Source organism: Streptomyces sp. SGAir0957 (genome assembly GCF_043523415.1).
Genome location: NZ_CP027292.1, coordinates 224,364 through 247,044, shown reverse-complemented (window position 1 = coordinate 247,044; position 22,681 = coordinate 224,364). Strand labels below are relative to the sequence as shown.

Here is a 22,681-nt window from a genome sequence, read left to right as displayed (position 1 = left end):
GGCGCCCGGGGCGTTCCGCCTACCATTCCGCCATGGCCGCTGCACCCGACTTCCCCGCCGACCTCGTTGCCGATCAGCGCGAGCTCCACCAGGTACAGGCCGAGCTGCACGCCCTGCAGCAGCGCCTCAGCTGGTCTTGCGAACCGAGCGGCGCAGTGAAGATCGACGGGTGGCGGCCCTTCGAGCGGCCCGCCACCGACGGCTGGACTGCGGACGAGGCTGCCGCCTACGACGAGCTGCAGAAGCGAGAACGCGACCTGGCCACCCGGATCGTCTGCCACCCGCACTGGGAGCAGTACGAAGGCCCAGAACTCGTACGAAAGCGCAGCGAACTCAAGCATCTTCCTGACACTCAGCCCGCTGTCCCGTTTCCCGGTGAGACCAGGGGCGACGTAACCGAAGCGGCCTGACCGGAGCGCTGAACCCGCACTCTGCGGTCAGTTCTCCGAGGGGATGCGTGCGGTGATCTCGCGGGCGAACCACTCGGCCTCCCTCGACAGCTCCTCCTCGCCCTCAGCGGCGATCAGCTGCAGAAGCCGCAGCAGATCATGGGCCTCTTCGAGGGTCAGCAGCTCCAACCGGTGCGTGAGGGAGTCCTGTGCAGGAATCAGCGAAGTGACAGCAGTGGGCTCATATGCATCCATGGCCGCTACAACGCTCCGGAGCCGAATGGGGTGCGCCTGATACGGCTGAACGTGCGTGAACCAGGATCCCCGGACTGACCTTGCCCTCCGTTTCCTGGCAAGGCGACGCGGCGCACGAACGCCCTTCGGCCGGCCGCGCACATTCAATGCTGCGCACATCTCCTTGAGAAGCTGTGCGAGAACCTGAGACTCGAAGGTCCAAGTCAGCTGTCCCAGACGACTCCCTGGGCTTTCATCTCGGTGATCGCGGCGGCGACAGCCGCCTGGGCAATATGGTGTCGATCCTTCTCAACGCCGAGGCGGAAGCCCTGGTCTGAAGCCTCCTGAAGGAGATCTGCGACCGTCGCAATGACGTTGAGGAGGGCGCGGCGCTCCAGCGAAACCGCCGCGGCATCAACCGGCTCGGTGCCGTCCCTACGAGGGTCGAACGGGTCCATTAGCAGCTCTGTCATGGAGCCATGCTCCACACAATCGATGGTGTGCGAGCAGGCTTTACCGATATCCCGAGGTTCTCGCACAGCTTCTGAAAGAAGGGCAGGCGCTGGGCGCTGCTGCGCCCCGCTCCTCCCCCGCCCCTGCTCACCGGTCGCGGAGGCCCCGCCGACGCGGCCGGGAACGGCACCGCACCCCGACCCCGGGCGCGCGCCGCCGTCCCTGCCTGCTGCCTGCTTCCTTCTCTTCTTCCAGGTGCTCAGGGCGGTCGGGGGTGCGTATACGGGGTTGTCAGGGTCGCACCGGTCCCGAAAAGGGTGTCTGACCTGCGGTAATGGACGCTTCGCGGGAGCTGGGCACTGACAGATAGTGGTACAGATCTTTGTACTGATCTCTGTACAGATAGCAGTACGGATAGCGTGACGGATCTTGTGCTGGGTGCGGAAGGCGCTGTAGCGCGTCCAGACGGCGCCATGGCCGCGCGCCTGGCCGTCTCCCGACCTGGCAGTGCCCGGCCCGCTCCGCCGGGCCGCGTCGGGCGCGGAGGCGGCGCCGACGCGCAACAGAGAACCGCCCCCGCGGCCTGGTTCGCACCCCGAGCGCGCGCCCGCCGGCCACCTGCCCAGTCCTGCCCTGCCCTTCCTCCTCCCGCCTGCCTGCCGTTGGCCGGTGGGGGCGCACGAGGGGTTATCGGGGCCACTGGTACGCCCACCAAATGCGCACCGGTAGGCCGTGACCTGCGCATTCACTGGGGTACCGGGACGTTCCCAAAACCGGTGACGGTAGTGGGTTTGGTACCCCCTGTGGCACCCCCGATTGCACCCCCTGTGGCTCCCCCTGTGGCAGGGGGTTGGTGCGGCGACGACGCCTGACGAAGGCGTGAGGCAGGGCGCGAGACCACATCACGGATGGTTGGGGGCGACCTGCGGGTGTCCTGGTGCGCCGCGAGAAACCGCGCACCAGTGTGCGCACCAAAAGGCGCACCACTGCGCGCACCAGTCGGGTGTGACCTGCGCTTTTACTGTGGGTCGGGGTGGGGTCGCGCTGCGCATGGTCCAGGCGGTGAAGGGCGCGGACCGCCGAGGGACGCGCGGGCCACCGAGGGGCGGGGTCCGGGTCCCTCGGGTGCACGAGGTTCCGCGTTCCGCGTGCTGGCCGCCGCGCCGGGTCGGAGCGCGACGGAGGCGAGTCTCCTCGCCCCACCCGGCATATGCCAGAGCGTGAGCCGGGAACGGCCTGAAGCCGCCCGTGCGGGTGAATCCGGGCCTTGTGTACGCGAGCGGGTACTTAGCTACAAATGCCCAACTAGCCCTGCAAACACAGGTCTTGACAGGTTTTATGGTGGTCTGTCACGGTCTCGTCTCGTCACGCCGAACCGGCCCGGTTCGGCGGATCAGGAGAGGAGCACCGCCATGCCGGAATCGCCGCTCAGCCGGGCCCAGGACGCCAAGCGCCGCCGCGACCTTGCGGGGGAGATCGCTGCCGTGACGGGCGGGCACAACCGGCTGACCCGGGCGCCCTGGTATCCCGCGCAGGCCGGGGACCAACTCGCCATCACGATGGAAGCGACAAAGACGCTGCCGCAGTGGACCGAGGTCTACGAAGTCACCGACGACGGGCGCGAGCTGCGGCTGCTCAGCGCGGACGCGCCCGAGGGAATCGGGGGTGGCTGGTACGCGGGAGCGCCCGAGCTGTATGACGCGGACCCGTTCGAGACGCCGTGGATGGAGGCCGGCCCCGACCGCATCGCCATCACGCGGCGCGGGTCCGTCGTCCACCAGGGCCGCCACGCCGCCGTACCCGACGCCACGCCCGACAAGCCACCGCTCGTCCAGGGCCTCGCGTTCACCTCCTGCCAGTTCCTCCCCCTTAACGAACACGGCCAGCAGCAGCGCGAGGCGGCCCTGAACCTGTCCGTGCACGGCAGGGTGCTCTACCTGCCCGAACCTGCCGCACCGAGCGGTGAGCGCTTCGAGCTCCGCCTCGATGTCGACGGCGCCCTGGTTCTGCCCGCCACCAGCAGCCACGGCCACGACGTACTGCTGTGGACCCATACGCCCGTCTTCCCGGGCCGCACGGAAGTGTGGCTGCACCGGATGCACTTCGAGGCGGCACAACGCGGCACCCAGGGCGGGGAAGGGTGGGCGGAGATCAGTGGCACGGGCCGCGGGCGGTCTCTGCACCGCGTCGCTGAGACCGACGTTCCTGTCGCCGCCGCGGCGTTGCCCGTTCCGGTCTGGTGTGAGGGGAGCAGGCGATGAGCGTCAGCGACGCTCACACAGGCGGGGCCTGCGCTGAGGGCGCCTCCGTAAGTCATTTAAGGCGGGTCACGGTCACTACCGGATGTCGTGTGGTGCCCGATGCGACTTCGACGAGCGAGCCGTGTGCCACGGTGGTGTAGCTGTCGCCCGACGCGGTGCGTGCGTGCAGGGTCGGGCCGTCGGGGGCAGGCAGGTAGGCACCGACCTGCGAGGCGAGCGCCGGGGGCAGAGTCTGTGTGAGGGCGCATCGGCCGTCAGGCAGGCGTACAGCCAGGTTCGTGGGGCGTCTTCGGGGGCCGGTGTAGCCGATGACAACGGCGTCGACCGGCTCACTGTGCCGTACTTTTCGCCAAGATCAGTCCGGCCTGTAGGGGGTTGTCGCGCGCTTGGCGACGACGCCCTCCACGCCCTGCTCGGGCAGCACGTCGAACCACACGCGCGCGACCTCGATGTCATCGGTCGCGGGGACGGCCTGCAAGGGCGGCCCGAGCGGTTCCAGGACGTCCAGGAGTGCTGCGCGTCTTTCCCGGTAGGAGCGGCCGCGAAGGTCGCGGCCCGCGATCATGAGGCAGTCGAACGCGGCGTAGGAGGCGGGGTAGCGGCGCATCAGGTCGGCCAGGCGCCGGCCGCGAGCCGCAGCGCGCGAGCGGACCGCGCCGAAGTCGGTTTTCCCATCGCGCCAGATGACCAGTTCGCCATCGAGGACAGTATCGGGCGGGAGCTCCATCGCGGCCGTGGCGACGTCGAGCCATTGCGCGGTGGCGTCCCGGCCTGAGCGGGTCTGAACGCGGACGGTCTCCCGCCGCCAGATCACTCCACGGTCGCCGTCCAGCTTCGGCTCGTACCACCACCCCGGCCCTTGGGGCAGGGCGGGAACCTGCTGGGCCAGCGCCACGTCGACCGGGTACTCCACACGCCCCACCCTCTCCCCCGCCCCGCATGACCGCGCGCGGGGCTACTCCGCCACCAGTGGTTCCTCCCGATACCATGTTCGAACAAAGGTTCGGTTCAGTCCAGAGGGAAGGAGGTGCCAGGTGACCAGCACTGATGCCGAAGCAGCCACGGGTTCTGCGCAAGTTTCCGACCGGCTCGAGTTGCTGCTGTTCCTCGAGCGCGTCCAGGAGCAGGACCTGGCCCGCACACGGCGCTGGATCGAGGACGAAAAGCGCCGCCGTGCCGAGCACGCGCGCGGCCTGGCCGCCCGGCCCGAGCCGCCCGACTGGCTGCTGGAGGTGGGGCTGACCGGGCGCTCTGCCGTCTACGTCCACGCGGGTACCTGTCACATGGCAGGCAAGCGCTCCCGGCCCATCAACGCCGACCAAGCGCGTGACGCGCTGCATCATGGGCCGGTGCCGCCCTGCCCGCACTGCCGCCCCGACACCGCCCTGGGTCTGACGTGACCTCCGCCCACCACCTGTCAGCGCCTGGTGCACCCTCCCCGGATCGCTACCACGTGGTGCTGTGCGTCGGCGGCCGCGAGGTCCTGACCGGCTGGTGGGCCGACCCCGATGTCGCCGAGGCCAAGTACGACAGCTACGTCGAGGAGTTCAGGGACCAACCCGGCACGACCGTGCGTCTGACGGAGGCGGACGAGCAGGGCCGGGAATGGGAGCTCGGCCGCTGGCCCGATGCGTCGCGTTCTCGGTCCGGTCAGCTGCGGTCCTCGCGGGGTTCGAGCAGCGCGAAGTAGGTTGCGCGCTGCTGCTCGGTCAGCTTGCCGTCCAGCGCGAGGGCCCGGCGCAGCGCGCGGAGAGAGTCGGCGGCGGACATGCCCCACCGCTTGTGGGCGGCGCGTTGGATGTCGCCGATGCAGGCGGAGGCCTCGCTGGGGAAGCAACGCACGTACCAGTCGAGCATCTTGCCGACGGGGACCGTCAGAGTGAGGTGGTAGTCCTTGACCTCCGGTTCGTCGGCGAACAGCTCGGCCGACTCGATCCAGTCGAAGAGCACCGCGGCCCGTACCACCCGGTGCAGGTGGTCGGTGGGCACGATGCGGTCCAGGCTGGCGGCCACGGTCCAGGCGAGTTCGTCGGCGACCTCACCGACAGCCTCCGGATTGCGTTGGCGCAGGACCCACCGCTTGCGGACGTCGGGGCGGTCCCACAGGGTGTTGCGGAAATTGGCGGCGAAGCGGTCGCGGACTTCGGCCGCGCCCGGGGAGAGGTGGTGGCGGTCGCCGGCCGACATCGCTTCGCCGATGCTGGTGTAGGAGCGCTCGCGGGATTCCACCCAGTCCTCGGCCACCGCGCGGGCCCACCGGTCGCGGCCGCTCACGGTGGCCTGCGGCAACGGGACATCGCTGTTGTCGCGAGAGATGTATGCGCGGAGCGTGGAGGCGGTGATGCCGCCGAGCTCGGCCATCTCCGGGACACCGATCAGCTGGTTCGCGGTGAGTTCGGGGCTGGAGAGGTCGACGATGCACTGCTGAAGCGGCAGCGCGTTGTCCTGTGTGGTGCGGAGCTCGGCCCACAGCGCGAGGTGGTCGAGCCAGTTGTCCGGCTTGGGGGCGTCGGGGTCGAAGGTGGCGACTTTGCCGACGTGGGCTCGGGACGGGTCGGCGCGGCCGTCGAGCATGTCGGCGGCGGTGACGGTGACGGCCAGGCGCGCCTTGCGGTGCTCGTAGTCCTGGGTGATGGGGTCCCAGACCTGGCCGGGTCGGTACCAGGTGGTGCCGTCGAACCAGTAGTCGCCGGCGCGGAACAACAGGGCCTCGTAGGCCCACTTCAGGTGCCACGAGGACATGTCCCCGTCACGCATGAGCAGGACGCTGCGGCCGTGCTCGGGGTGCCAGCGCACCGACCAGCCCAGGGTGTGCTGCCTGGGGTCGGTGGTGAAGGCATACCAGCTGTCGGTCGTGCGGTTGCGGTCGAAGCGGCCCCACATACCGCTGGCCTCGTGGCGGCCGACGGCCTCGATGGCCTCAGGGCCCTCATCGAGCGGGATGTGGGAGTCGTCGACGAAGGGCAGGCCCGGTACCGGGTGATCGGTGCGCAGACCGTTGGCGAGCGGAAGAACGTGACTTAAGGCTGATTCCTCGTTTCACTTTCAGTGCTGCACCCTTATGCAGCACTCCATGTCTTCTCTTATACAGCGAACCCAAACACCTTCGTGCAGCGCCTTTCGGCCAACCTTCTGGACACGCGGCGCTGTCTTCAGTGCTCGCTGATGCTGAGGACCCGTCGGACGCCCAGCTGAGGGCGGGACAACGCCGGCGGCTCGCCGGACAGCCGCGGCCTCTGCACGCCTGGTGGAGCGCCGTCACGGGAGCGGCGACAAGCGAAACCGCTGCCACGTCGCCCACAGCAGGAAGGAAAGTTGCCCACCGGAAAGTTCGGGAGTCGGGGCCATCCCGACCGGCCTGTCCCCTCCAGCCAAGGCACACCCAGGAACCTCACACCGCTACGGACCTGCCTCGACACCGGCCCGCGACCTCAGCCGACGAACGGAACCCCCGATACGGGCAACTGTCAGGACGGCGGGCGGAGGTAGGTGAGCTGGTCGGCCCCCAGGGCCGGACAGCGGAGCCACCCGCCCGCCTCAGCCACGCCTGCTGATGCTTGTCCGTCACGGCCTGCACCGCCCGAGACTCAGAGCCGCTGGTGCCGCCCACGACCCGCGGTCTTCGACGAAAGCCGCGCGCGAAGCCGCCTCAGCCATCCCCGGGACCACGGGACAGCCGGGAACGGTGTTATGTGAGCGTACAGAGGGGCTGAGGATCCCTGCAGGTCAGACGGTTTTGCAATGGCGAAAAGCGTCATTGCGATGGCGGAAACAGCCACTGCTATTGCCTATAGGCAACAGTCACAGCGGGACACACAGGCGGTTCGCGGCCAGGATGCTTTGCCTCTGGGCAACTGCTGGGTACCGTCATGACGTCTCTGTTGCCTATAGGCAAAGGTGGACGAGAGCATGGGCTACGCGGGCGGTGAGCCGCGCAAGCAGCTCGCCGTGGACGAGGAGACCGGCGAGGTCTTCCAGCTCACGATCATGGGTGAGGAAGAGCCGCTGGCCCCGAGGCGGCCGAAGAAGAGGGCGCGGTTCGACTGGCGTCCCTATCCGGGGCGGCACGCGAACGTCGGCAAGGAACTGATGGCCCTGGTCTGGCAGAAGGGCTCGGGATACGACCAGAACGACCGTGACGTGTACGCGTTCTTCATCGCGCACTCGCCCGAGGGCGATGATCCTCTGCGGATGACGTCGAAGGAGATCGGCACCGAGCTGGGGATCCGTCCGCAGACGGTCGGGAAGTCGATCACCAAGCTGAACCAGGGCGGTCTGCTGCTGAAGGCCGAGACGGTAGGCAGAATGAACTTCTACCGGGTGAACCCCCGGGCCGCCTACGACGGCTCGGCCGTCGACCAACTCGAGGCGACCAAGACCGCACGGCATCCGATGGTGCCTGCCTCGGGAACACGGGCAGAGAAGGCAGAGACGAAGACAGCGGCCGGCGCGCCGCGCACTCGAAGGAGGACAGCGTGAGCACTCCCGCGCACGACCAGGGTCACCCTGAGCTGACGGCCGGGCTGCTGCACGAGGTCCTGCTGCGTACGGCCGGCGCCCAGGGCGCCGACTTCCGCGTCCTGTCGTTCTACATGACCGCGGCCCCGCTCGGGCAGATCGTGCGGGTGCCCGCGAAGGACGTCGCCGCGGCCCTGAAGCTGACCGGGCCGAGCGTCTCCAAGAGCGTCAAGCGCCTGCGCGAGGCCGGCTGGCTCAAGACCGCGTACCGAATCGGGAACGTCTCCTTCTACCGCGTCGGCCCCAAGGTCCTCTCCCTCGCTGCAGCCGAGCACGACCCGGCCGAACAGGAACAGCCGCTGGCCACGGTCACCGCCCTGCCGACCGCCTCCCCCTACACCGACTGATCTGGGGCCGGTGGCCCCGAACGGTGGGTTACCAGCCACACGGGGCGGCGCCCCCGGACCGTGGGGTTCGGGGGCGCCGCCCCGTGTGCTGCTCTACGGCGACTGAGGCGGATCGGGCATAACTTGCATAAGGTTGGAAAAGTCGGGAGGCTCGGCGATGCTCAGTCCGACGGGCAACGGCTCGAAGAGTCCGCGAGTAATCTGGACGGTGTCTGCCTCGAGAGTGATTTGCCCCCCGTCGAGGAGCACGTCCTTCAGGTTGACGCGTCCGGCCACGCGCCCATGACGGTCCTCGCTAGGGAAGCGGATGTGAACCTGGCCATCGGTGAACGCGGCCGTCTCAAAGGTCACGACGCCACCGTCGTCCAAATCGCCATCAAAGACAGCGTAAGATCCGCCGAAGTCGGCCTCCCGGAACGACATAGAGGCGTCAGCCAGGGAAGCGCCTCGAAAGTCGAGCATGCCGCCGGAAAAGCGGGCGCTGGTGAAATCCAATGCTGAGAGCTCTCGCAGCGTGATGTGCTCAAAGTCGGCTCCATCGGGGAAGACTGCGTTCTCGAAGTCGAAGACGGTGCCGTTATCCAGATCGATCCCGCTGAGGGATGGGTTGTGAAGCGTCGCGCCCTTGAGGTTGAAGTAGAGACCGTGCCAGCTGCTGGCCGAGGCGGTCAGGTAGTCGAGCGGGCTGCGTAAATGGCTGCGAATCTGGTCCAGGATGGTGTCGCGCACCTGTCGCTCAGCCGTTCCTTCAGAGGATTGGTCAGGCATGCGGAGGTAGGCGCACAGAACGTCAACGCATGTCTGCCGCAGAGGAATTGTGGGCGCGTCGTCTGCGAGAGCGCTCAGCGCGTGGACGCCGCCCAGACGTACCGCAGCCGAGCTGTCCCCGAGTTGCCCTACCGCACTCCCGAATCGCTCCGTGTGAAGGCGCGTCGCATCGCGTGTTGCGGCGTCCTCATCGACACGCTGACGCCGGTAGGCGACAACCAGAGCGACAAGGGCGCCAGCGCCGGCAACGACTCCGAAGGAGAGTTTCACCAGCTCGAAGAGGGTCTTGGAGTCGATGGTGGTCTCAGACTTCACGGTGCGGGCGCCGATGATGTCCCACCCTGCGTAGAAGGCTCCGCCAGCGACGCTGATGGCGACGAAGAAGATCAGGGGAAGGACAATCCAGACATGCCACATGCGTGGTCCGGAACGCCCAACTCGGAACTTGCGTAACGGCCTTGAGGTCACCGAGCAACTAGAACACAGTGCCGCTGTCGGTGCTCTGGTGAACGCGCTCGCCTTCGCGCCTGGTGCAGCTGTCGCGTGGCCACCCCCGGGCAAGCCTGCCCGGTTCACCGAGCGAGGATGACGCCGACCAGCGCGGCCATGACGGTCACGGCGCCGAACGCGGCGGTGAGCGGCTGGGCCCATGATGGGTGGCGGCGGACGAGGTAGGCGGCGGCGCCCGCGACCAGCGTCACGACGGCGACCAGGAGCAGCAGGACAAGCAGAGCGAGCGTGGACATGGGTTCCCCTCGAGTTCGGCACGGCCGGGACGACAGCGTGCGTTTTCGGGCGGCGGGAAGATGCCGCCCCTATGGCTCTTGGCGTGCCGACGTCATGCCCTCGCCGGCGCGGCTCAGAGTCGCTGACGCCGGGGCAAGCCGCGCAACCCCCTCCAACTAGCCCGCCGCAGCGCCTACGTCGCTGATCAGTCCGGATACTGGGGGGTGGAATGGCGGCCAGCCGCCAGGCGAGCTCGAAGGCGGTGGGGGTCGCCCCCTGTGCGGCACCGGAGACATACGAGGCGAGTGCGAACACACGCCCGGTTCGCTATGCACCATGGCCAGGAAGGCGCTGTTGCAGACGGCCGCTTGCGGGAAGTTGGCTCAGCTCCGCTTCCCGCAGCCGGTACGGTGCCCCGGGACAGCGACTGGCAGGAACGGGGGGAACGTGACGGCAGACTCCGTTCGACGGCGGCGCCCAGAGGTGCTCGGCTTCGGCCTCGCGGCGGTGCTCTATCTCCCCGGGGTCGCCTACCTCGGGATCACCAACGGCCACCGCTTCATCCCCAACAGCTTCTTCGCCTCCATGTACTGCCTGGCCGGCGTCGGCTTCGCGGCCGTCCCGCTGCTGACCTGGCGCCCGGGCAGCGGCCGGTACACGGAGCCACAGCTCCTACGCTCCGCCTGGTTCCCGTGGGCATACACGACCCTGCAGGGCGTCGCCTACAGCTCCCTGCGCAGCGACGCGAACGTCTTCACGCTGTTTCTCGGCTGGGGCATGTTCATCTTCCCGGGAACCATCGCGTTGTACTTCCTCGGCTCCGCGCTGTGGGGCAGCGACGGCCTTCGCGCTGTCGGCAACGTCGGCGGCGCAGAGCCCGCGGCTTCCTTGGGTGGCCTCCTGCCACCGCAGTCGGCTGACACCTTCGCCGCCGACGCGCGGACCGCGGCCCCGGTCCGCGTACCATCCGCGCACAGCACCGGGCCTTCCCTGCCCCCGCCCAACACGGCACCCGCCTGCTACGAAGCCTGGCGTCAGCAGATCATCGACAATCTTGATCAAGCGGTCCCCGACCGGGGGGAGCAGAAGGCGTGGCAGCTGCCCTGGCCGACGAAGTACGGGCCGCCTACCCAGGGGTACACCTCAGCCTCTCGATGAGCGGTGAGTTTCTCCTGCTGTACCTGATGATCATCCCGGCGGACCAGCGCGGCACCGGACTGGGCACACGCGTCATGCAGCACCTCGTGTTGGCCGCCGACCAGCGCGGCGTAGGCATGACCCTCAGCCCGTCCGACGCGCTCGGCGCGGACCTGGACCGGCTGCAGGACTTCTACCGCCGCTTCGGCTTCATCACCAACACGTGGCATGGCGTGTTCTGCGGCTCCGCGGAAGGCATGGTCCGCGTACCGCGCAACTCCGTGACCGCCACCGCCGACCCGGCCTGCACCGGCAACTGCTGCAACGACGACCAGGCCGTACCCGCCACCAGCGAGGACACGGCGCGACCGGAGATCAGCTCCTGACCCTGCCCCATTCGCACCCTGGCTGCACGTACAGCCAGCACAGGCAGCTAGCGGCGCCAGCACTCGGGAGCGCCCGCCGTGCTAGCCGAGCCACGTGATGGTCAGCACGGACAGGCGGCGCAGCGGCCGGTTGATCCAGTAGGTGAGGGAGAGCTCGCCGACGGAGGCGTGGCGCACGTCCTCACCGTCGGGATCCTCGGTGTTCCACTGCCGAAAGCCCCACGGATCGGCCGCGGCGGCGTCCAGGACGTCCCAGACGGTGTCCTCGGCATGCTCGGGCAGAGAGTCCAGGACCTTGGCGGCCGCGGCGGAGAAACGGACCGCGTACGGCTGCGAGTTGCTCACCCGCGCCTGCCGCGGAGCGCCGTCGCGTCGACGAAGTCGCTGTCGTCGTAGCCGGAGGCGACGAACGCGTCGACGGCCGGGGCGGCGGCGATGCGGCCCTGCCATTCCTGCACGACCTCATACAGGGCGGTCAGGGAGAAGGTGCGCCGGGATTCCTCGAGGGCGGCCGCGTACGCGCGCTCGAACGCCGGCACCCACGTGTTCGCGCGCTGGTCGGCGCGCAGCTGGGCAAGGAGTTCGGCCGGCGCCCCTGGCGCGGGGGCGTAGTGGGGTTGCGCGCTCATCGTGTCCTCCCGGCAGGTCTCCCTCTCACCGTACGCGCGCGAGCAGGCCGCATGCATGGGTCCGGACAGGTTCTGTGCCTTCGGGCCCGTCCATCGCCCTGGTGGATCGCTCCGGTGGTGCGGCTTATCCGGAGCGGCGCCGAACCGTCGGGAGCGCCTTGAGGGCGGCAAAATCCGGCCCTTCAGTTCCTCGGCCAACCTCGTGTTATCTCGGCCAGTCTCACTCATCCTCACTGATGCTCACTAACCCTGACTGGCCTGAAGCGGGACAGAGGAGAAGCAAGGCATACGACAGTACGTTCACCAGCTGGGAACGCAGCATTGAGGCGTAAGCGCTGTGCTTGCCGAGAAAAGTGACGAGCGTCACTCGATTTGAATTCTGACGTGCATCTTTGTGGTCTACAGGGGTGCACGACGTATGGAGAAGGGGGGCTTGTAGGCGACCCGATACCTCGTCAAGCGCTGTGCACCGGACGTGAGTTACAACGCCGTGGCCGCGTCTCTATAGAATCGAAGAACGAGAAAGGAGCCCTGCTTCCCAACGGGTTTCCAGGCCACTGAGTTGGGAGGGCTCCTTCACGTGGTGCCGCAACGCAAAGAACGCAACTACACCGACATGGAGCCTACCGTGAATCCACAAAATAAACATCCACGACCGGCAGCCAGATGGCTTTCGTCCACGCGCACTTACCTGCGTAGATGGAGCGGAGTCGGCGAAGACAGTCTTCATCACCACTTTCTGCAGGGCGTCGCCTACAAAGCGGGCAGTGGCGCCGTCTCGGTGTTGATTCTGTGGTGGGAGACGTTCCGCTGAATTTCCTGGTGGGAAGGGGCCGCATCTGCTGCCCTCCTCCCCACAGCATGTGTGAACCCCCGCGCAGTTCCCGGCGGGATCCGCCTCCACTACGGCGGAAGGGTTGACGCTGGCTACTGAGGTTGAACTCGTGGTGTCGTTGCCCTGTCGCGAGAAGGCGGAGGAGCGTTCTCGCCGAAGATTGACTGCTGCGGTGCGGTCACAACGAAGCTTGATCGAGATGTCCGGCTGGGAGTCTGGTGCCGTGGAAGACTTCACAGAGCAAGAGCTTCGCCACTCGATTGCCGAAGCCGACTCTCCGGCCTGGCGCGTCAGGGCAGCTGCAGGGCGACGGCTGGCGGCGGCGCCTCGGATCGAGAGCGTTGCCGGTGTCCTGCACCGTCTCCTCCTGGATGCTCAGGACACCGGAGTGACCTCCGAGACTGCTGCGGCTCTGTTGGCTCGGAGGGATCTGGCCGGCCTGCGTGCCGTGCTCGCGGCCCGTGCGGTGGCGTCTGACGAAGGGACGGCTGATCAGCTCGCTGCGGAACTCGACTGTGACCCACGCTGGGCGACCGGAGAGGGTGGCTTCGAGCTGATCACGCAACTGCGAACGTTGACGTCGGATTCAGACCCAGAGGTCCGCAAAGAGGCCCTGTTGCGACTTTCGCGCCTGCGCTGATCAGGCGGGTGGCCAGTGGCCCATCTTGGTCGTTCAGATGGACAGGACCGTCGTGTCGTTGCTCATCTGGGTCGGATGGTCAGGCCCGTCTCTGCGAGGCAGCCGTCTATGAGGTCGCTGCGGTACTGGATGTGCCGTAAGCCGCGTCGAATGCGCTGGACGAGGTGTTCGGGGGTGCTGAAGGCGACGTTGGAGAGCCAGCCGCGTCGCAGGAGGGACCAGATCCCTTCGACGGGGTTGAGGTCGGGTGCGTAGGGTGGCAGATAGTAGATCGTCAGCCAGTCCCGGGAGGCGGCGAACTCCCGCAGGCCGGCGGCTTTGTGGACGTTCAGGTTGTCCCAGACGAGCACGATAGGGCCGCCAAGCTGCTGGTGGGCGGCGATCAGCAGGTCCCGGTAGTCGTGCCAGGAGCAGCTCTTGCGTCCGTCGCGCCGGCGGTTGGCCGCTCGATCGAGACGCTCGGGGATCATGACGGCGATGCCGCGGCGCCACAGCAGGCGCCGGATCGCCCGGCTGGAGTAGGCCTTGTCGCCCAGGACTCGGGTCGGTGTTCTGCGCGGGCGGCCAGTGCCCACTCTCGGAACGCGGATCCCGTCGAGGACCTGACCGAAGGCGGTGGCGTCGTTGACGTTCCCGGGCGTGAGCACGATGGACAGGGGCAGGCCACGTCCGTCGACGGCGAGGTGGACCTTGGTGGTCAGCCCGCCTCGGGACCGGCCGAGAGCCTGGTGCGTCTGCGAGCGGCCCGGATCTTCCAGTTCGTCCTCGTCTGCGGCCCCTTTTTGCGAGCGCCGGCGGAGTGCTGATGGGCACGGTTGACCGTGGAGTCGACTGCGACGGTCCACTCCACCCGGCCCACCGCGTCGTCGCGGACCTGGACATATTCCAGCAGCTTCGCCCAGGTCTCATTCGCTTCCCAGCGGGCGAACCGCTCGTAGACGGTCTGCCAGGGTCCATACCGCTCGGGCAGATCGCGCCACGGTGCCCCGGTCCGCAGCCGCCACAGCACCCCGTTGACCACCTGCCGGCGATCACGCCAAGGACGACCACGCCCATCCACCCGCGGCAGCAGGGGCTCTATTCGTTCCCACGCCGCATCCGTCAACTCACCTCGACCAGCCACAAGATCAATGATCAGAGTGCCCGTGCTCGGACTCACGCACGGGGTCCGTCACGAAACGGCTCAGACGGTAGGTGGTCGGCAGCCCCAGGCGCCCGCACAGCGTGTCGATTCGGATCATCTCCCGGCTGACTCCGGTCTCCCGAAGACGGCGCAACCTCGTACGCATCTCCGCCCGGTCCGGAGTCTCAACGACCACTTCCCACTGTCCCGCGTCCGGCGCGGGGCGAGCAGCAAGCCGCTGCCTCGCGTCCTCTTGCCGCCGCCTTCTTTTCCCCTGCCCTGGCACCTGCCCAGAATCACTGGTCGGCGTCAGGACGGCAAGGCAATTGGACCGAACACGCACACGCTCGGTGATCATTTGTCAAACACCCCCTAGGACCGGGGCTGGTACGCGAGGTAGACGCGATCCGAGTGTCCCGGCCACGACAAAGAAAGGCGCCAGCAACCGGCCTGAGGAAGGTCCACCACGGAGGAGCCGAGCGATACGACGCGAGTGACCCGCGCGGCCGTGCTGTCGAGGGTGGCCCTGATGGTCAGTTGGGCGCTGCCTGGAGAGTCGTCACGGGGCACCCATCGGATCTTGTTGGCCTTGGCGCCACCGGAGGGAGCGTGGTACGGGTATCCGAACAGCGCCGCAACTATCTGATTGTGCTCACCGAGCAGGTATTGCGGCATGCTCCGGGGGCCGAAACGGTCCTCGGTCCACTCCGGCAGTTTCCCCGATCTGAGCTGCCGACTGCATGACGTTCCTGCACGGCTGGTGGGTGTCGATGACTTCGGTCCGGCCTCGTCGGGCCCCTTCGATGCAGTGCCCGCCGGTGTACACGCCGCCACCGAGAGAGCAAGCAGCAAGCTCAGCACCTGGATGCGTCCGGGCGCAGGCTGTTTGCCGTCGCTGCGGGCAAGGGTGATCAAGTTCTACCCCCAAACCTTCGTGATCCGTCAACGTCGCACGATAGCGCCCCTAGGCGCGCACCGGCAGACGCTTCGGGCGCAGTCATCGCGCCCGGCACCAGCAGTCAGAGGGCCCGGCCCGTCCATAGAGAACGCACGAGGGCGCGCCCCGACTGCACCGGCACAGGTGAAGGGACATCCGCTGGAACAATGACTCGCCTTGACGTCTGGGCCGTCTTAGCCTGCTCCTCTCGCGTTCTCGGGGCTGACCACGTGGAGGTTCGTCATGCCCCGCCCCGTGTGGACCGGCGCCATCTCGTTCGGTCTCGTCACCATCCCGATCCGGGTGGTGACGGCCACCGAGGACCACAGCATCCGCTTCCACCAGTACCACCTGGAGGACCTGGGCCGGGTCCGCACCCGTAAGGTGTGCGAGCTGGAGGACCGTGAGGTCACCCAGGACGAGATCGGCAAGGGCTACGAGCTCAGCAAGGACCAGGTGGTGCCGGTCTCGGACGAGGAGCTGCGCGAGATCCCGTTGCCCACCGCGAAGGCGATCGAGATCGTTGCGTTCGTGCCGTACGAGTCCATCGACCCGATCCAGATCGGCGAGGGCTACTACCTGGAGACCGAAGGCCAGATTGCCGCCAAGCCCTACGAGCTGCTGCGCAGGGCGCTGGAGCGCAACGAGCGGGCCGCCATCGCCAAGTTCGCCTGGCACGGCCGCGAGCGCCTCGGCCTGCTGCGGGTCAAGGACTCCGTGATCGCGCTGCACGCCCTGAAGTAGCCGGACGAGGTGCGCTCGCCCAGCGAGCTGGCACCCGAGCCCGTCGATCTGGCCGACTCCGAGATCGAGGAGGCTCTGCTGCTCATCGAGTCGATGACGCGCCAGGAACCCATCGAGGACGCGGAGTGGGCCAGCGACCGCTACACCGCCGCCCTTGAGGACGTCATCTGCGCGAAGGCCGCCGGGAGGCGGCCGCCCAAGGCAGAAGAGGCCGAAGCACCCATAGCACGGGTCGTTGACCTGATAGCCGCGCTCGAACAGTCGGTGGCACAGGCGCGCAAGTCTCGCGGCGACGGCGGCGACGCCACGGTGCACGAGATGCCGAAGAAGGCGTCCGCGAAGAAGACCGCAGCGAAGAAGACGAACACGAAGAAAACCGCTGCGAAGAAAGCGACCGCGAAAAAGACCCGTAAGTCCGCTTAGCCGCGGAGGCGGATCAGCGTCACGGCCGCATGCCGCGTGGTGCCGGAGGCGACCTCGGCGACCGGGCCGTCTGTGACGGCCGCGTAGGCCTCCCCCGCATCGGTGCGTGCGGGCCCGCCGAAGCCGCCCACGAGCAGGTACGGCGCCACCTGGGCAGCCAGGGGCGCGGGGAGTGCCTGGGTCACCGCGGCGCGGCCGTCGGGCAGCCTGACCACCGCTTGCCGCGGGTGGGAAGGAGTCCCGGTGTAACCGATGATCTCTGCGTCGGTGACTTCGGAGTGTCTGATCTTGCGCCAGGCGGAGCGGTCCGGCCGGTACAGACTCCCGGCGCGTTTGGCCACGATCCCCTCGACTCCCTGCTCGGGCAGGACCTCGAACCAGGTACGGGCGACGTCGACGTCGTCGCTGCTCGGGACCGCCTGCAGGGGAGGCCCCAGCGGCTCCAGCACCTCCAGCAGGGCCGCGCGTCGCTCCGTGTAGGGGCGTCCACGAAGGTCACGGCCCTCGAGTACGAGGCAGTCGAACGCCGCGTAGGAAGCGGGGTGGCGGGCGACGAGGTCGGCGAGCCGGCGGCCACGAGCCGAAGCGCGTGAGCGCACAGCTCCGAAACTGGTCCGGCCCTCACGCCAGATCACCGCCTCGCCATCCAGCACCGTGTTGGTCGGCAGGTCCATGGCGGCCGTGGCGAGATCGATCCACTGGGCGGTCGTGTCGCGGCCGGAGCGGGACTGGATCCGCACCGTCTCGCGCCGCCAGATGACGGCCCGGTCCCCGTCCAGTTTGGGCTCGTACCACCAGTCCGGGCCTTCGGGCAGGGAGGGAACCTGCTGGGCCAGCGCTACCTGCACCGGATACTCCATTCGCTCAGCCTCTCCCCCGCCGTGCCCAACCGCGCGCGGTGCTGCTCCGTCACGTGGTTCCTGCTCATATGGCATGTTCGAATACATGTTCGGTAATGTCCAGGGCTAGGAGGTGGCAGGGTGAAGATCACGACTGACGCCGCCGTGGTCGAACTGCGCGGGGCGCTGCGCTATCACGGGGTACCCGCGCTGCGGCTCGCCGAGCGGGTCCGGGTCCGTGCCCTGGCCCGGCTCTCGGTCGACCTGCGGATCGGGCTCGCCCTGCTGCCTGTGCACGCGCTGCATGGGTATCGATCTCGTCCAGGCCACGGCGCTCACCGACTACGGCATCCGCACCGCCGGCATGCTCGCCGCGCTCCCCCTCGCCACCATCCAGCGGGGGCTGGGCGGGCCGGCCGGACGCCTCGCCCATGACCGCGCCCGGGTCCTCGCCCCTGTCCCGACACCCCGAGGGTGCTCCCGATGTCGGCCGCGGTGCGCCACCGCTTCGAGCGCCAGGAGCTCGACGGCACCGCCGGCCGCGCCCGCCTACTGAACTGGGTCGTCCAGCTGGCCGCCGCCCTGCGCAGCCGGAATCAGGTGGCGCGCGGCCTCACCTTGCAGCTCGACTTCGCCGCCGGTGCCCGCTGGGCGAAGACTTTGCGGCTGCCCGAGGCCTCTGCCCACGATGAGGACCTGCGCACACCCGCCTACCGGCTCATGGACCGCGCGGGTCTCCAGCGTGGCCGCCTCACCGGGGTGCTCCTCCGGCTGAAGACCTGCGAGGCGCTCGAGAAGCGTCTACGCAGATGACCTTTGACCGCGCCCGCGAGATGCGTCTGCGCACCTAACATGCCGTCGACCGTTCCACCGCCCGCTTCGGCCGCTGCTCGGTGGCCCCGGCTGCCCTGCTGCACCGGGCGGCCTGACGGTCGTGAGCTCGGAGCAGCTCCCACTCGACCGGCTCGCGCAGCTGACCTTCCTCCAGCGTGCCCAGGAACGGGCACGGATGCAGCGCTCGATCGAGGACGAACAGCGGCGCCGCGCAGAGCGTGCCTGCGGCCTGGTGACGCGGCCCGAGCCGCCGGACTGGCTCCTGAAGGCACGCCGCCTCCCCTCAGTGGGCAGTGACAGCGTCGTGCTGGTCGCCCGGGCCGGCGCCGGGTCATAGACGCCAGGTACGGATCCGGTCTGCGGCCGCGAAGGCATCCGTCTAAAGCCTCGGTCTGCGTCGCGGGCCTCTTCCGTCCCGAACGGCCCGGGCTACCCTGTCGGGCGACATTCCATGAGCAGGTGGCGCCCTTCTCGCGCCAGGGGGGAAGCCGGTTTTCTCCCATGCCCGGACAGCCCGCAGGTTGCTCGCCACGGGATCAACGGTCACGCGCCGCCATCCCCGCTCCGAGCACAGGTACGTGACCAGTGCATGAGCCGCGTCAGATCCCAGGCCCTGTCCCTGTGCGTCAGGGGTGAGCACCATGTCGATGCCACCCTCGGTCGCATTTGCGTGCCAGTACTGGGCGTAGCCCACCGCCGTGCCGTGTGCGAGCACCAGGTAGGACCCCACGTGCGGGCGGCGCCGCCCCAGGTACTTCTCGGCGACCTGCTGGCTGGACAGGGGCATCCCGCCCCAGTTCTCCACGAAGTCGGGATCGGCGAACCATGACGCCAGCAACTCGAGGTCGTCCTCGGTGGTCGGGACGAGCTGGGTCAGCACACCGTCGAGAGCAACGTCACCGGTCATTGGACAGCCTGCCGCGCGGGTTTCAACCGAACCATCGCTGCGCTGCGGTGGCGAGGTCAGCGCGTGGGCGTTCGATCACACTGTCAGTGCTGTGTTGGGTGGCGGTGCGGATGGCGGATTTACCTTGCGGCCTCAAGGGCAGGGGGGTGGCGGTGCGGTCGGGCGGCGGTGTGGTCGGGCGTGTGAGCCGGGTGTGGCGGCAGCTGAGGGCGTGGATGTGGGAGGTGAAGGTGGTTTCGGGCAGGGGCAGTTCGAGGTCGTCGTCGACGTAGGACACCGCGTGGGTGATGTAGTCGATGGTGTCCTGTTCGAGCGGGGGTGGGGGCGGGGTGTGGCGGGAGCGGTGGAGTTTGAGCTGGCGCAGGATGCGCAGGGTGGTGGGCAGGCTGGTGTCGTCAGGTGTGGGCGTAGGGGGGGCCTCGCGCGGGGCTGCGCTGGGGGTCTGGGCTTGCCACCAGGCGGCGGGGGCGGTTTCTTCCATGGATAGGTGTTGGAGGTAGAGGCAGTAGGCGGCGGTATGGTCGCCGGCTCCGGCGGCGAACTGCCACCAGAAGCGGGCTCCGTCGTGGGCGTGGCCGAGGTGGAGGTAACAGCCGAGGGTGCGGGCGCTGTCGGGTTCGGGGACGAGGCTGGGGTTGAGGAATGCGGTGAGGTGGTCGAGGCCGGCCTGGGTGATGGCGGTTTCGCACAGGGTGGTCAGGTCGCGGCGGGCGCTGGTTGCCACTGCGCGGCGGGAGCGGCGCTCGGGGTCGGCAGGGGCGGGGGCGGGGGTGGCCGGGGGCGGGCCGGCCACCGGGTCCGGGTCCGGTGAGGGCGCGGGGGTGGGCAGGTAGTGGTAGGCGAAGTCGTCGTCGCGCAGGCGTGCGCGCGCAAGGACCTCGTCAATCAGTGAGGTCATCAAGGTGTCCTTCCTCGGTGGAGGGGTCGGGGAAGTGCTCGGCGAGGGTGCGGCGGGCGTGCATGACGGCTGAGCGGATGTCTGGCAGGGACAGTCCCATGAGGTCCTGAACGGTGTCCTCGTCCAGGTCGTGGATGAAGCGCAGAACCATGACGTCGAGCTGTTTGGGTGGGAGGCGGCGGATGCCGTCGTACAGGCGCAGTGTCTCTTTGAGCTGGTGGACGCGGTCGGCGTGGGTGCTGTGCAGGCGCAGGGCCTGGCTGGCGTAGGCGGTTTCGTCCAGGGCGGGGTGGCCGTCGTGGTGGGGGGCGCGTTCAAGGACGGTGCCGCGCAGTATCTGCCAGGTGAATGCGGGGGCGTTGGCGCTGGCGAGGGCCTCGTCCCAGACGATGAGGAGGAGGTTGAGGACGTCCTGGACGGCGCGGCGGGCCTGGGCGGGGCGGCGCAGGAAGGTGGCGGCGTAGGCGTGGTAGTGGCCCTGCTGGCGGTCCTGGAAGACGGTGTATTCCAGGGGTGGCGGGCTCAGGTCGTTGGTGGAGATGCAGCGGCTGATCCAGCCGGGGCGTTTGCGGGCTTCCTGGGCTGCGCGGATCCAGAGGTTGCGCAGTTGCAGGATGGCGCTGTTGGGCCAGCCCAGCGCGGTGAGCAGGGCGTGGATGGGTTCCCAGCGGGGGTAGCGGCCGGCGGCGCGTAGCAGTTCGCTGATCTTGGATCGTGGCCAGGTGGTGGCCCGTTCGAGCTCGAGGAGGGTTTTTCCGCTGGCTTCGTAGGCGTCGCGGACCTGCTGCAGCCAGGCGCGGTGGGTGGGCCCGGCTGTGGGGGCGATGGGGCCGAGCCGGCGTCCGGGCCTGCCGATGCCGGAGGGGGACGCGGGTGGGGGGTTCACCGCTCGGGCTCCTGCTCGGTCGGTGCGGGCGGGGGCGGCTGGCGGGAGTTGGGGTGGTAGGCGGCCAGGATCTGCTGCACGCACAGTCCGATGGACGAGATGAGAGCGATCACGGCCGCGGTCGTCTGTCCGAGTGCGGTGAGTGCGATACACAGGCCGGTCAGCGCTATCAGCGCGGACACGGCCACCACGGTCTTGCTGGACATCAGGATGGTTTGTTCCTTATCTGACGGGCTGTCAACAGGCTTCTACTGTCCGCGCGTTGTGCACCTGTGGACGTTTGCCGCGTCCAGGGTCAGGGCTCGCACCAGCATGAATACAGCGCTGCTCGCCCAGGCGTGAAATCACCGATCCGGGAACAAAAACCGCGCCCCACGGCACACCAGTTCCAGCAGTACGCCCCACCAGCACAGTTGCCCGGCAACCGGGTGAAGTTCCCGGTTTCGGTTGCATCCGGTGCCGGGCGCTGAGCGAAATAGACGACAGGACCTCGCGTCCTGCTGCGGACCTGTCCGCAGGCTTCCCTGTCCGGGATACCCGCCCCCTCGCTTTGCCACGAGGGGGCACTCCCGTGCAACGCGGGGTGCTTTCGGTCCCTTGCCGGGCCCTACCCCGGCGCCGTTCAGCACCAGGTAGGCGAGGGGTCAGGCATCGGCGGGCGGCCCCGCGCCGGGCCGTGGGCTCTTCCCGTCGGCAACCGGCTGGATCGCGCCCCTCGTCGTCGAGCCGTGCCCCGCGTGATCTTTCAGGCAAATACTCATCCCGGCCGACGGTGGCGGATGCTGCGTGCTGGGCCACCTGTTGCGCGTTCACGCCGTGCGGCACTCTGGTACTCGAGGGGGTACCTGCCGTGCGCGTGTCCTACCGCATCAGCTTCACCGACTTCATCGCCGATCCCGACGACGAGGACTGTCGGCGCCGAGCCGTCACCATCCCGGCCGACCGCATCACGTTCGCAGACGGCCAACTGTTCTGCTGGACCGGCGCCACCGAGCGCGTTCGCTTCCCCCTGGAGGCGATCACCTCTGTAGAGGTTGTACAGGCCCCGGGCATCAAGCAGCACGAGGATCCGGACCAACTGCGCGCCCGCTATCCGCACATGGGCAAGCCCTGGAGCACAGCCGACGACGACAAGCTCCTCGCGCTCTACCGGGCCGGTCAGAAGGACCACGAGATTCTCGCTGGTGAACTTGGCCGGCAGCCCGGGGCCATCCGCTCCCGCCTCGCCAAGCTCGGACTGGAACGCTTGTGACCGGGGTGCAGCACCAGGCCACGGTCCGCGCCCTGGTGCAGGCCACTGACCAGGTGCACTGGGTGCGGGAGTGGCCGAAGACACCGACGTGGCGGGATCATCTCCATCGACTGCTTGCCCCTGATGCCTACCTTTTCGACCAGGATGCCGCTCCCCCGCTCCCGTGGGTGGACCGGCCGGCCGGCGCCTTCGAGAGAAGCGGGTGGCGCATCCGGGCCGCCTACCTGCAGCGCGACGTGGCCTTCGAGGTCGAGTACACGGTGTGCCAGGCATGCTCGCTCGGCTGGGTGGAGTGGCCCTACTCCCGACCCGGCTATGAGCGGCACGGCCTCGCCTCCAGCGCCCTCGAGGCCCTACGCCGCACCTACCCGGGGCTCGCCTGGCACACGGCCGGAGGTCACATCAACAACTCCGAACCGTTCTGGACCCGAGCAGGACAAGGCGTTCCCGGCGGCTACGCCCAACAAGACACATGCGAACACGCAGATCCCTGAAGCTGCTCGCAGCGCTGCCCT

The 22,681-nt window shown here is 68.5% G+C and carries 27 protein-coding genes and 3 pseudogenes; 14 read left to right on the top strand and 16 right to left on the bottom strand.

The window, feature by feature from the left end; genetic code table 11:
- The first annotated feature begins 32 nt into the window (after positions 1–32).
- Positions 33–410: a hypothetical protein gene (locus C1N81_RS05460; protein WP_394427342.1), complete on the top strand. Its 378-nt coding sequence runs from the start codon at positions 33–35 to the stop codon at positions 408–410.
- 27 nt (positions 411–437) lie between these two features.
- Here the strand turns inward: C1N81_RS05460 and C1N81_RS05455 are convergent, their stop codons facing one another.
- Both C1N81_RS05455 and C1N81_RS05450 read right to left on the bottom strand, forming a co-directional pair.
- On the bottom strand, positions 438–644 hold the full coding sequence (locus C1N81_RS05455) for a DUF6417 family protein (RefSeq protein ID WP_394427341.1): 207 nt from the start codon (positions 642–644) through the stop codon (positions 438–440).
- Between the two features lie 203 nt (positions 645–847).
- Positions 848–1,096 (bottom strand): hypothetical protein, encoded by a 249-nt coding sequence (locus C1N81_RS05450; protein WP_394427339.1) that lies wholly within the window; start codon positions 1,094–1,096, stop codon positions 848–850.
- 1,392 nt (positions 1,097–2,488) lie between these two features.
- Between C1N81_RS05450 and C1N81_RS05445 the strand changes: the two genes are divergently transcribed.
- Positions 2,489–3,337 (top strand): hypothetical protein, encoded by an 849-nt coding sequence (locus tag C1N81_RS05445; RefSeq protein WP_394427337.1) that lies wholly within the window; start codon positions 2,489–2,491, stop codon positions 3,335–3,337.
- Positions 3,338–3,692: 355 nt separating this feature from the next.
- Here the strand turns inward: C1N81_RS05445 and C1N81_RS05440 are convergent, their stop codons facing one another.
- Complete coding sequence (locus tag C1N81_RS05440) at positions 3,693–4,250, bottom strand: ATP-dependent DNA ligase (protein ID WP_394427335.1); 558 nt, start codon at positions 4,248–4,250, stop codon at positions 3,693–3,695.
- Positions 4,251–4,371: 121 nt separating this feature from the next.
- Here C1N81_RS05440 and C1N81_RS05435 point away from each other — a divergent pair, with 121 nt between their 5' ends.
- A complete protein-coding gene (locus tag C1N81_RS05435) occupies positions 4,372–4,737 on the top strand; it encodes a DUF6233 domain-containing protein (protein WP_394427334.1) in 366 nt (121 codons plus the stop codon).
- A 53-nt stretch (positions 4,738–4,790) separates the two neighbouring features.
- Positions 4,791–5,027 carry a hypothetical protein gene (locus C1N81_RS05430; RefSeq protein WP_394427331.1) on the top strand — a complete coding sequence of 79 codons (237 nt, stop codon included), beginning with the start codon at positions 4,791–4,793 and terminating at the stop codon, positions 5,025–5,027.
- On the opposite strand, the gene C1N81_RS05425 is transcribed toward C1N81_RS05430, so the two are convergent.
- Positions 4,988–6,220 (bottom strand): hypothetical protein, encoded by a 1,233-nt coding sequence (locus C1N81_RS05425; RefSeq protein WP_394427328.1) that lies wholly within the window; start codon positions 6,218–6,220, stop codon positions 4,988–4,990. The two genes, C1N81_RS05430 and C1N81_RS05425, sit on opposite strands and share 40 nt — an antisense overlap.
- A 1,014-nt stretch (positions 6,221–7,234) precedes the next feature.
- On the opposite strand from C1N81_RS05425, the gene C1N81_RS05420 reads away from it, so the two are divergent.
- Both C1N81_RS05420 and C1N81_RS05415 read left to right on the top strand, forming a co-directional pair.
- On the top strand, positions 7,235–7,816 hold the full coding sequence (locus tag C1N81_RS05420) for a transcriptional regulator (RefSeq protein ID WP_394427326.1): 582 nt from the start codon (positions 7,235–7,237) through the stop codon (positions 7,814–7,816).
- Positions 7,813–8,202 carry a helix-turn-helix domain-containing protein gene (locus C1N81_RS05415; protein ID WP_394427323.1) on the top strand — a complete coding sequence of 130 codons (390 nt, stop codon included), beginning with the start codon at positions 7,813–7,815 and terminating at the stop codon, positions 8,200–8,202. The genes C1N81_RS05420 and C1N81_RS05415 overlap by 4 nt, the downstream gene beginning before the upstream one ends.
- A 93-nt stretch (positions 8,203–8,295) precedes the next feature.
- Here the strand turns inward: C1N81_RS05415 and C1N81_RS05410 are convergent, their stop codons facing one another.
- Complete coding sequence (locus C1N81_RS05410; RefSeq protein ID WP_394427321.1) at positions 8,296–9,387, bottom strand: pentapeptide repeat-containing protein; 1,092 nt, start codon at positions 9,385–9,387, stop codon at positions 8,296–8,298.
- 155 nt (positions 9,388–9,542) lie between these two features.
- Positions 9,543–9,716 (bottom strand): hypothetical protein, encoded by a 174-nt coding sequence (locus C1N81_RS05405; RefSeq protein ID WP_394427318.1) that lies wholly within the window; start codon positions 9,714–9,716, stop codon positions 9,543–9,545.
- 427 nt (positions 9,717–10,143) lie between these two features.
- Here C1N81_RS05405 and C1N81_RS05400 point away from each other — a divergent pair, with 427 nt between their 5' ends.
- Positions 10,144–10,854: a hypothetical protein gene (locus C1N81_RS05400; protein WP_394427315.1), complete on the top strand. Its 711-nt coding sequence runs from the start codon at positions 10,144–10,146 to the stop codon at positions 10,852–10,854.
- Entirely contained in the window at positions 10,851–11,219 is a 369-nt protein-coding gene (locus C1N81_RS05395) for a GNAT family N-acetyltransferase (RefSeq protein WP_394427312.1), read from the top strand. Before C1N81_RS05400 ends, C1N81_RS05395 begins: the two co-directional genes overlap by 4 nt.
- A gap of 81 nt (positions 11,220–11,300) precedes the next feature.
- Here C1N81_RS05395 and C1N81_RS05390 read toward each other — a convergent pair whose 3' ends face one another.
- Together C1N81_RS05390 and C1N81_RS05385 are read right to left on the bottom strand one after the other, a co-directional pair.
- Positions 11,301–11,564, bottom strand: a complete 264-nt coding sequence (locus C1N81_RS05390; RefSeq protein ID WP_394427310.1) for a hypothetical protein — start codon at positions 11,562–11,564, stop codon at positions 11,301–11,303.
- A complete protein-coding gene (locus C1N81_RS05385; protein WP_394427307.1) occupies positions 11,561–11,848 on the bottom strand; it encodes a DUF6247 family protein in 288 nt (95 codons plus the stop codon). The genes C1N81_RS05390 and C1N81_RS05385 overlap by 4 nt, the downstream gene beginning before the upstream one ends.
- Positions 11,849–12,873: 1,025 nt before the next feature.
- On the opposite strand from C1N81_RS05385, the gene C1N81_RS05380 reads away from it, so the two are divergent.
- On the top strand, positions 12,874–13,323 hold the full coding sequence (locus tag C1N81_RS05380) for a hypothetical protein (RefSeq protein WP_394427304.1): 450 nt from the start codon (positions 12,874–12,876) through the stop codon (positions 13,321–13,323).
- A gap of 62 nt (positions 13,324–13,385) precedes the next feature.
- On the opposite strand, the gene C1N81_RS05375 is transcribed toward C1N81_RS05380, so the two are convergent.
- Both C1N81_RS05375 and C1N81_RS05370 read right to left on the bottom strand, forming a co-directional pair.
- Positions 13,386–13,673, bottom strand: coding sequence for a transposase (locus tag C1N81_RS05375; RefSeq protein ID WP_394427456.1), 288 nt, complete (start codon positions 13,671–13,673; stop codon positions 13,386–13,388).
- 69 nt (positions 13,674–13,742) lie between these two features.
- Positions 13,743–14,446, bottom strand: a pseudogene (locus C1N81_RS05370) (IS5 family transposase); the annotation flags it as partial.
- A gap of 1,180 nt (positions 14,447–15,626) precedes the next feature.
- On the opposite strand from C1N81_RS05370, the pseudogene C1N81_RS05365 reads away from it, so the two are divergent.
- Positions 15,627–16,550: pseudogene (locus C1N81_RS05365) on the top strand (Ku protein).
- Here the strand turns inward: C1N81_RS05365 and C1N81_RS05360 are convergent.
- Positions 16,547–17,398, bottom strand: coding sequence for an ATP-dependent DNA ligase (locus C1N81_RS05360; protein WP_394427302.1), 852 nt, complete (start codon positions 17,396–17,398; stop codon positions 16,547–16,549). The pseudogene C1N81_RS05365 and the gene C1N81_RS05360 overlap by 4 nt on opposite strands.
- 117 nt (positions 17,399–17,515) lie before the next feature.
- Positions 17,516–17,686 (bottom strand): hypothetical protein, encoded by a 171-nt coding sequence (locus C1N81_RS05355; protein WP_394427299.1) that lies wholly within the window; start codon positions 17,684–17,686, stop codon positions 17,516–17,518.
- Between the two features lie 186 nt (positions 17,687–17,872).
- Here C1N81_RS05355 and C1N81_RS05350 point away from each other — a divergent pair, with 186 nt between their 5' ends.
- Together C1N81_RS05350 and C1N81_RS05345 are read left to right on the top strand one after the other, a co-directional pair.
- A complete protein-coding gene (locus C1N81_RS05350) occupies positions 17,873–18,202 on the top strand; it encodes a DinB/UmuC family translesion DNA polymerase (protein ID WP_394427296.1) in 330 nt (109 codons plus the stop codon).
- A 121-nt stretch (positions 18,203–18,323) separates the two neighbouring features.
- A complete protein-coding gene (locus C1N81_RS05345; RefSeq protein ID WP_394427293.1) occupies positions 18,324–18,560 on the top strand; it encodes a hypothetical protein in 237 nt (78 codons plus the stop codon).
- Between the two features lie 92 nt (positions 18,561–18,652).
- On the opposite strand, the pseudogene C1N81_RS05340 reads toward C1N81_RS05345, so the two are convergent.
- The 4 genes and pseudogenes from C1N81_RS05340 to C1N81_RS05325 all read right to left on the bottom strand — a co-directional run bounded on the left by C1N81_RS05340 (position 18,653) and on the right by C1N81_RS05325 (position 21,120).
- Positions 18,653–19,130, bottom strand: a pseudogene (locus C1N81_RS05340) (GNAT family N-acetyltransferase).
- Between the two features lie 22 nt (positions 19,131–19,152).
- Positions 19,153–20,028: a hypothetical protein gene (locus C1N81_RS05335; protein ID WP_394427290.1), complete on the bottom strand. Its 876-nt coding sequence runs from the start codon at positions 20,026–20,028 to the stop codon at positions 19,153–19,155.
- Positions 20,012–20,914, bottom strand: coding sequence for a sigma-70 family RNA polymerase sigma factor (locus C1N81_RS05330; RefSeq protein ID WP_394427288.1), 903 nt, complete (start codon positions 20,912–20,914; stop codon positions 20,012–20,014). Before C1N81_RS05330 ends, C1N81_RS05335 begins: the two co-directional genes overlap by 17 nt.
- Positions 20,911–21,120, bottom strand: coding sequence for a hypothetical protein (locus tag C1N81_RS05325; RefSeq protein ID WP_394427286.1), 210 nt, complete (start codon positions 21,118–21,120; stop codon positions 20,911–20,913). The genes C1N81_RS05330 and C1N81_RS05325 overlap by 4 nt, the downstream gene beginning before the upstream one ends.
- Positions 21,121–21,764: 644 nt before the next feature.
- Between C1N81_RS05325 and C1N81_RS05320 the strand changes: the two genes are divergently transcribed.
- Both C1N81_RS05320 and C1N81_RS05315 read left to right on the top strand, forming a co-directional pair.
- Positions 21,765–22,166 (top strand): hypothetical protein, encoded by a 402-nt coding sequence (locus tag C1N81_RS05320; RefSeq protein WP_394427285.1) that lies wholly within the window; start codon positions 21,765–21,767, stop codon positions 22,164–22,166.
- Positions 22,163–22,660: a hypothetical protein gene (locus tag C1N81_RS05315; RefSeq protein WP_394427283.1), complete on the top strand. Its 498-nt coding sequence runs from the start codon at positions 22,163–22,165 to the stop codon at positions 22,658–22,660. Before C1N81_RS05320 ends, C1N81_RS05315 begins: the two co-directional genes overlap by 4 nt.
- Positions 22,661–22,681 lie beyond the last annotated feature (21 nt).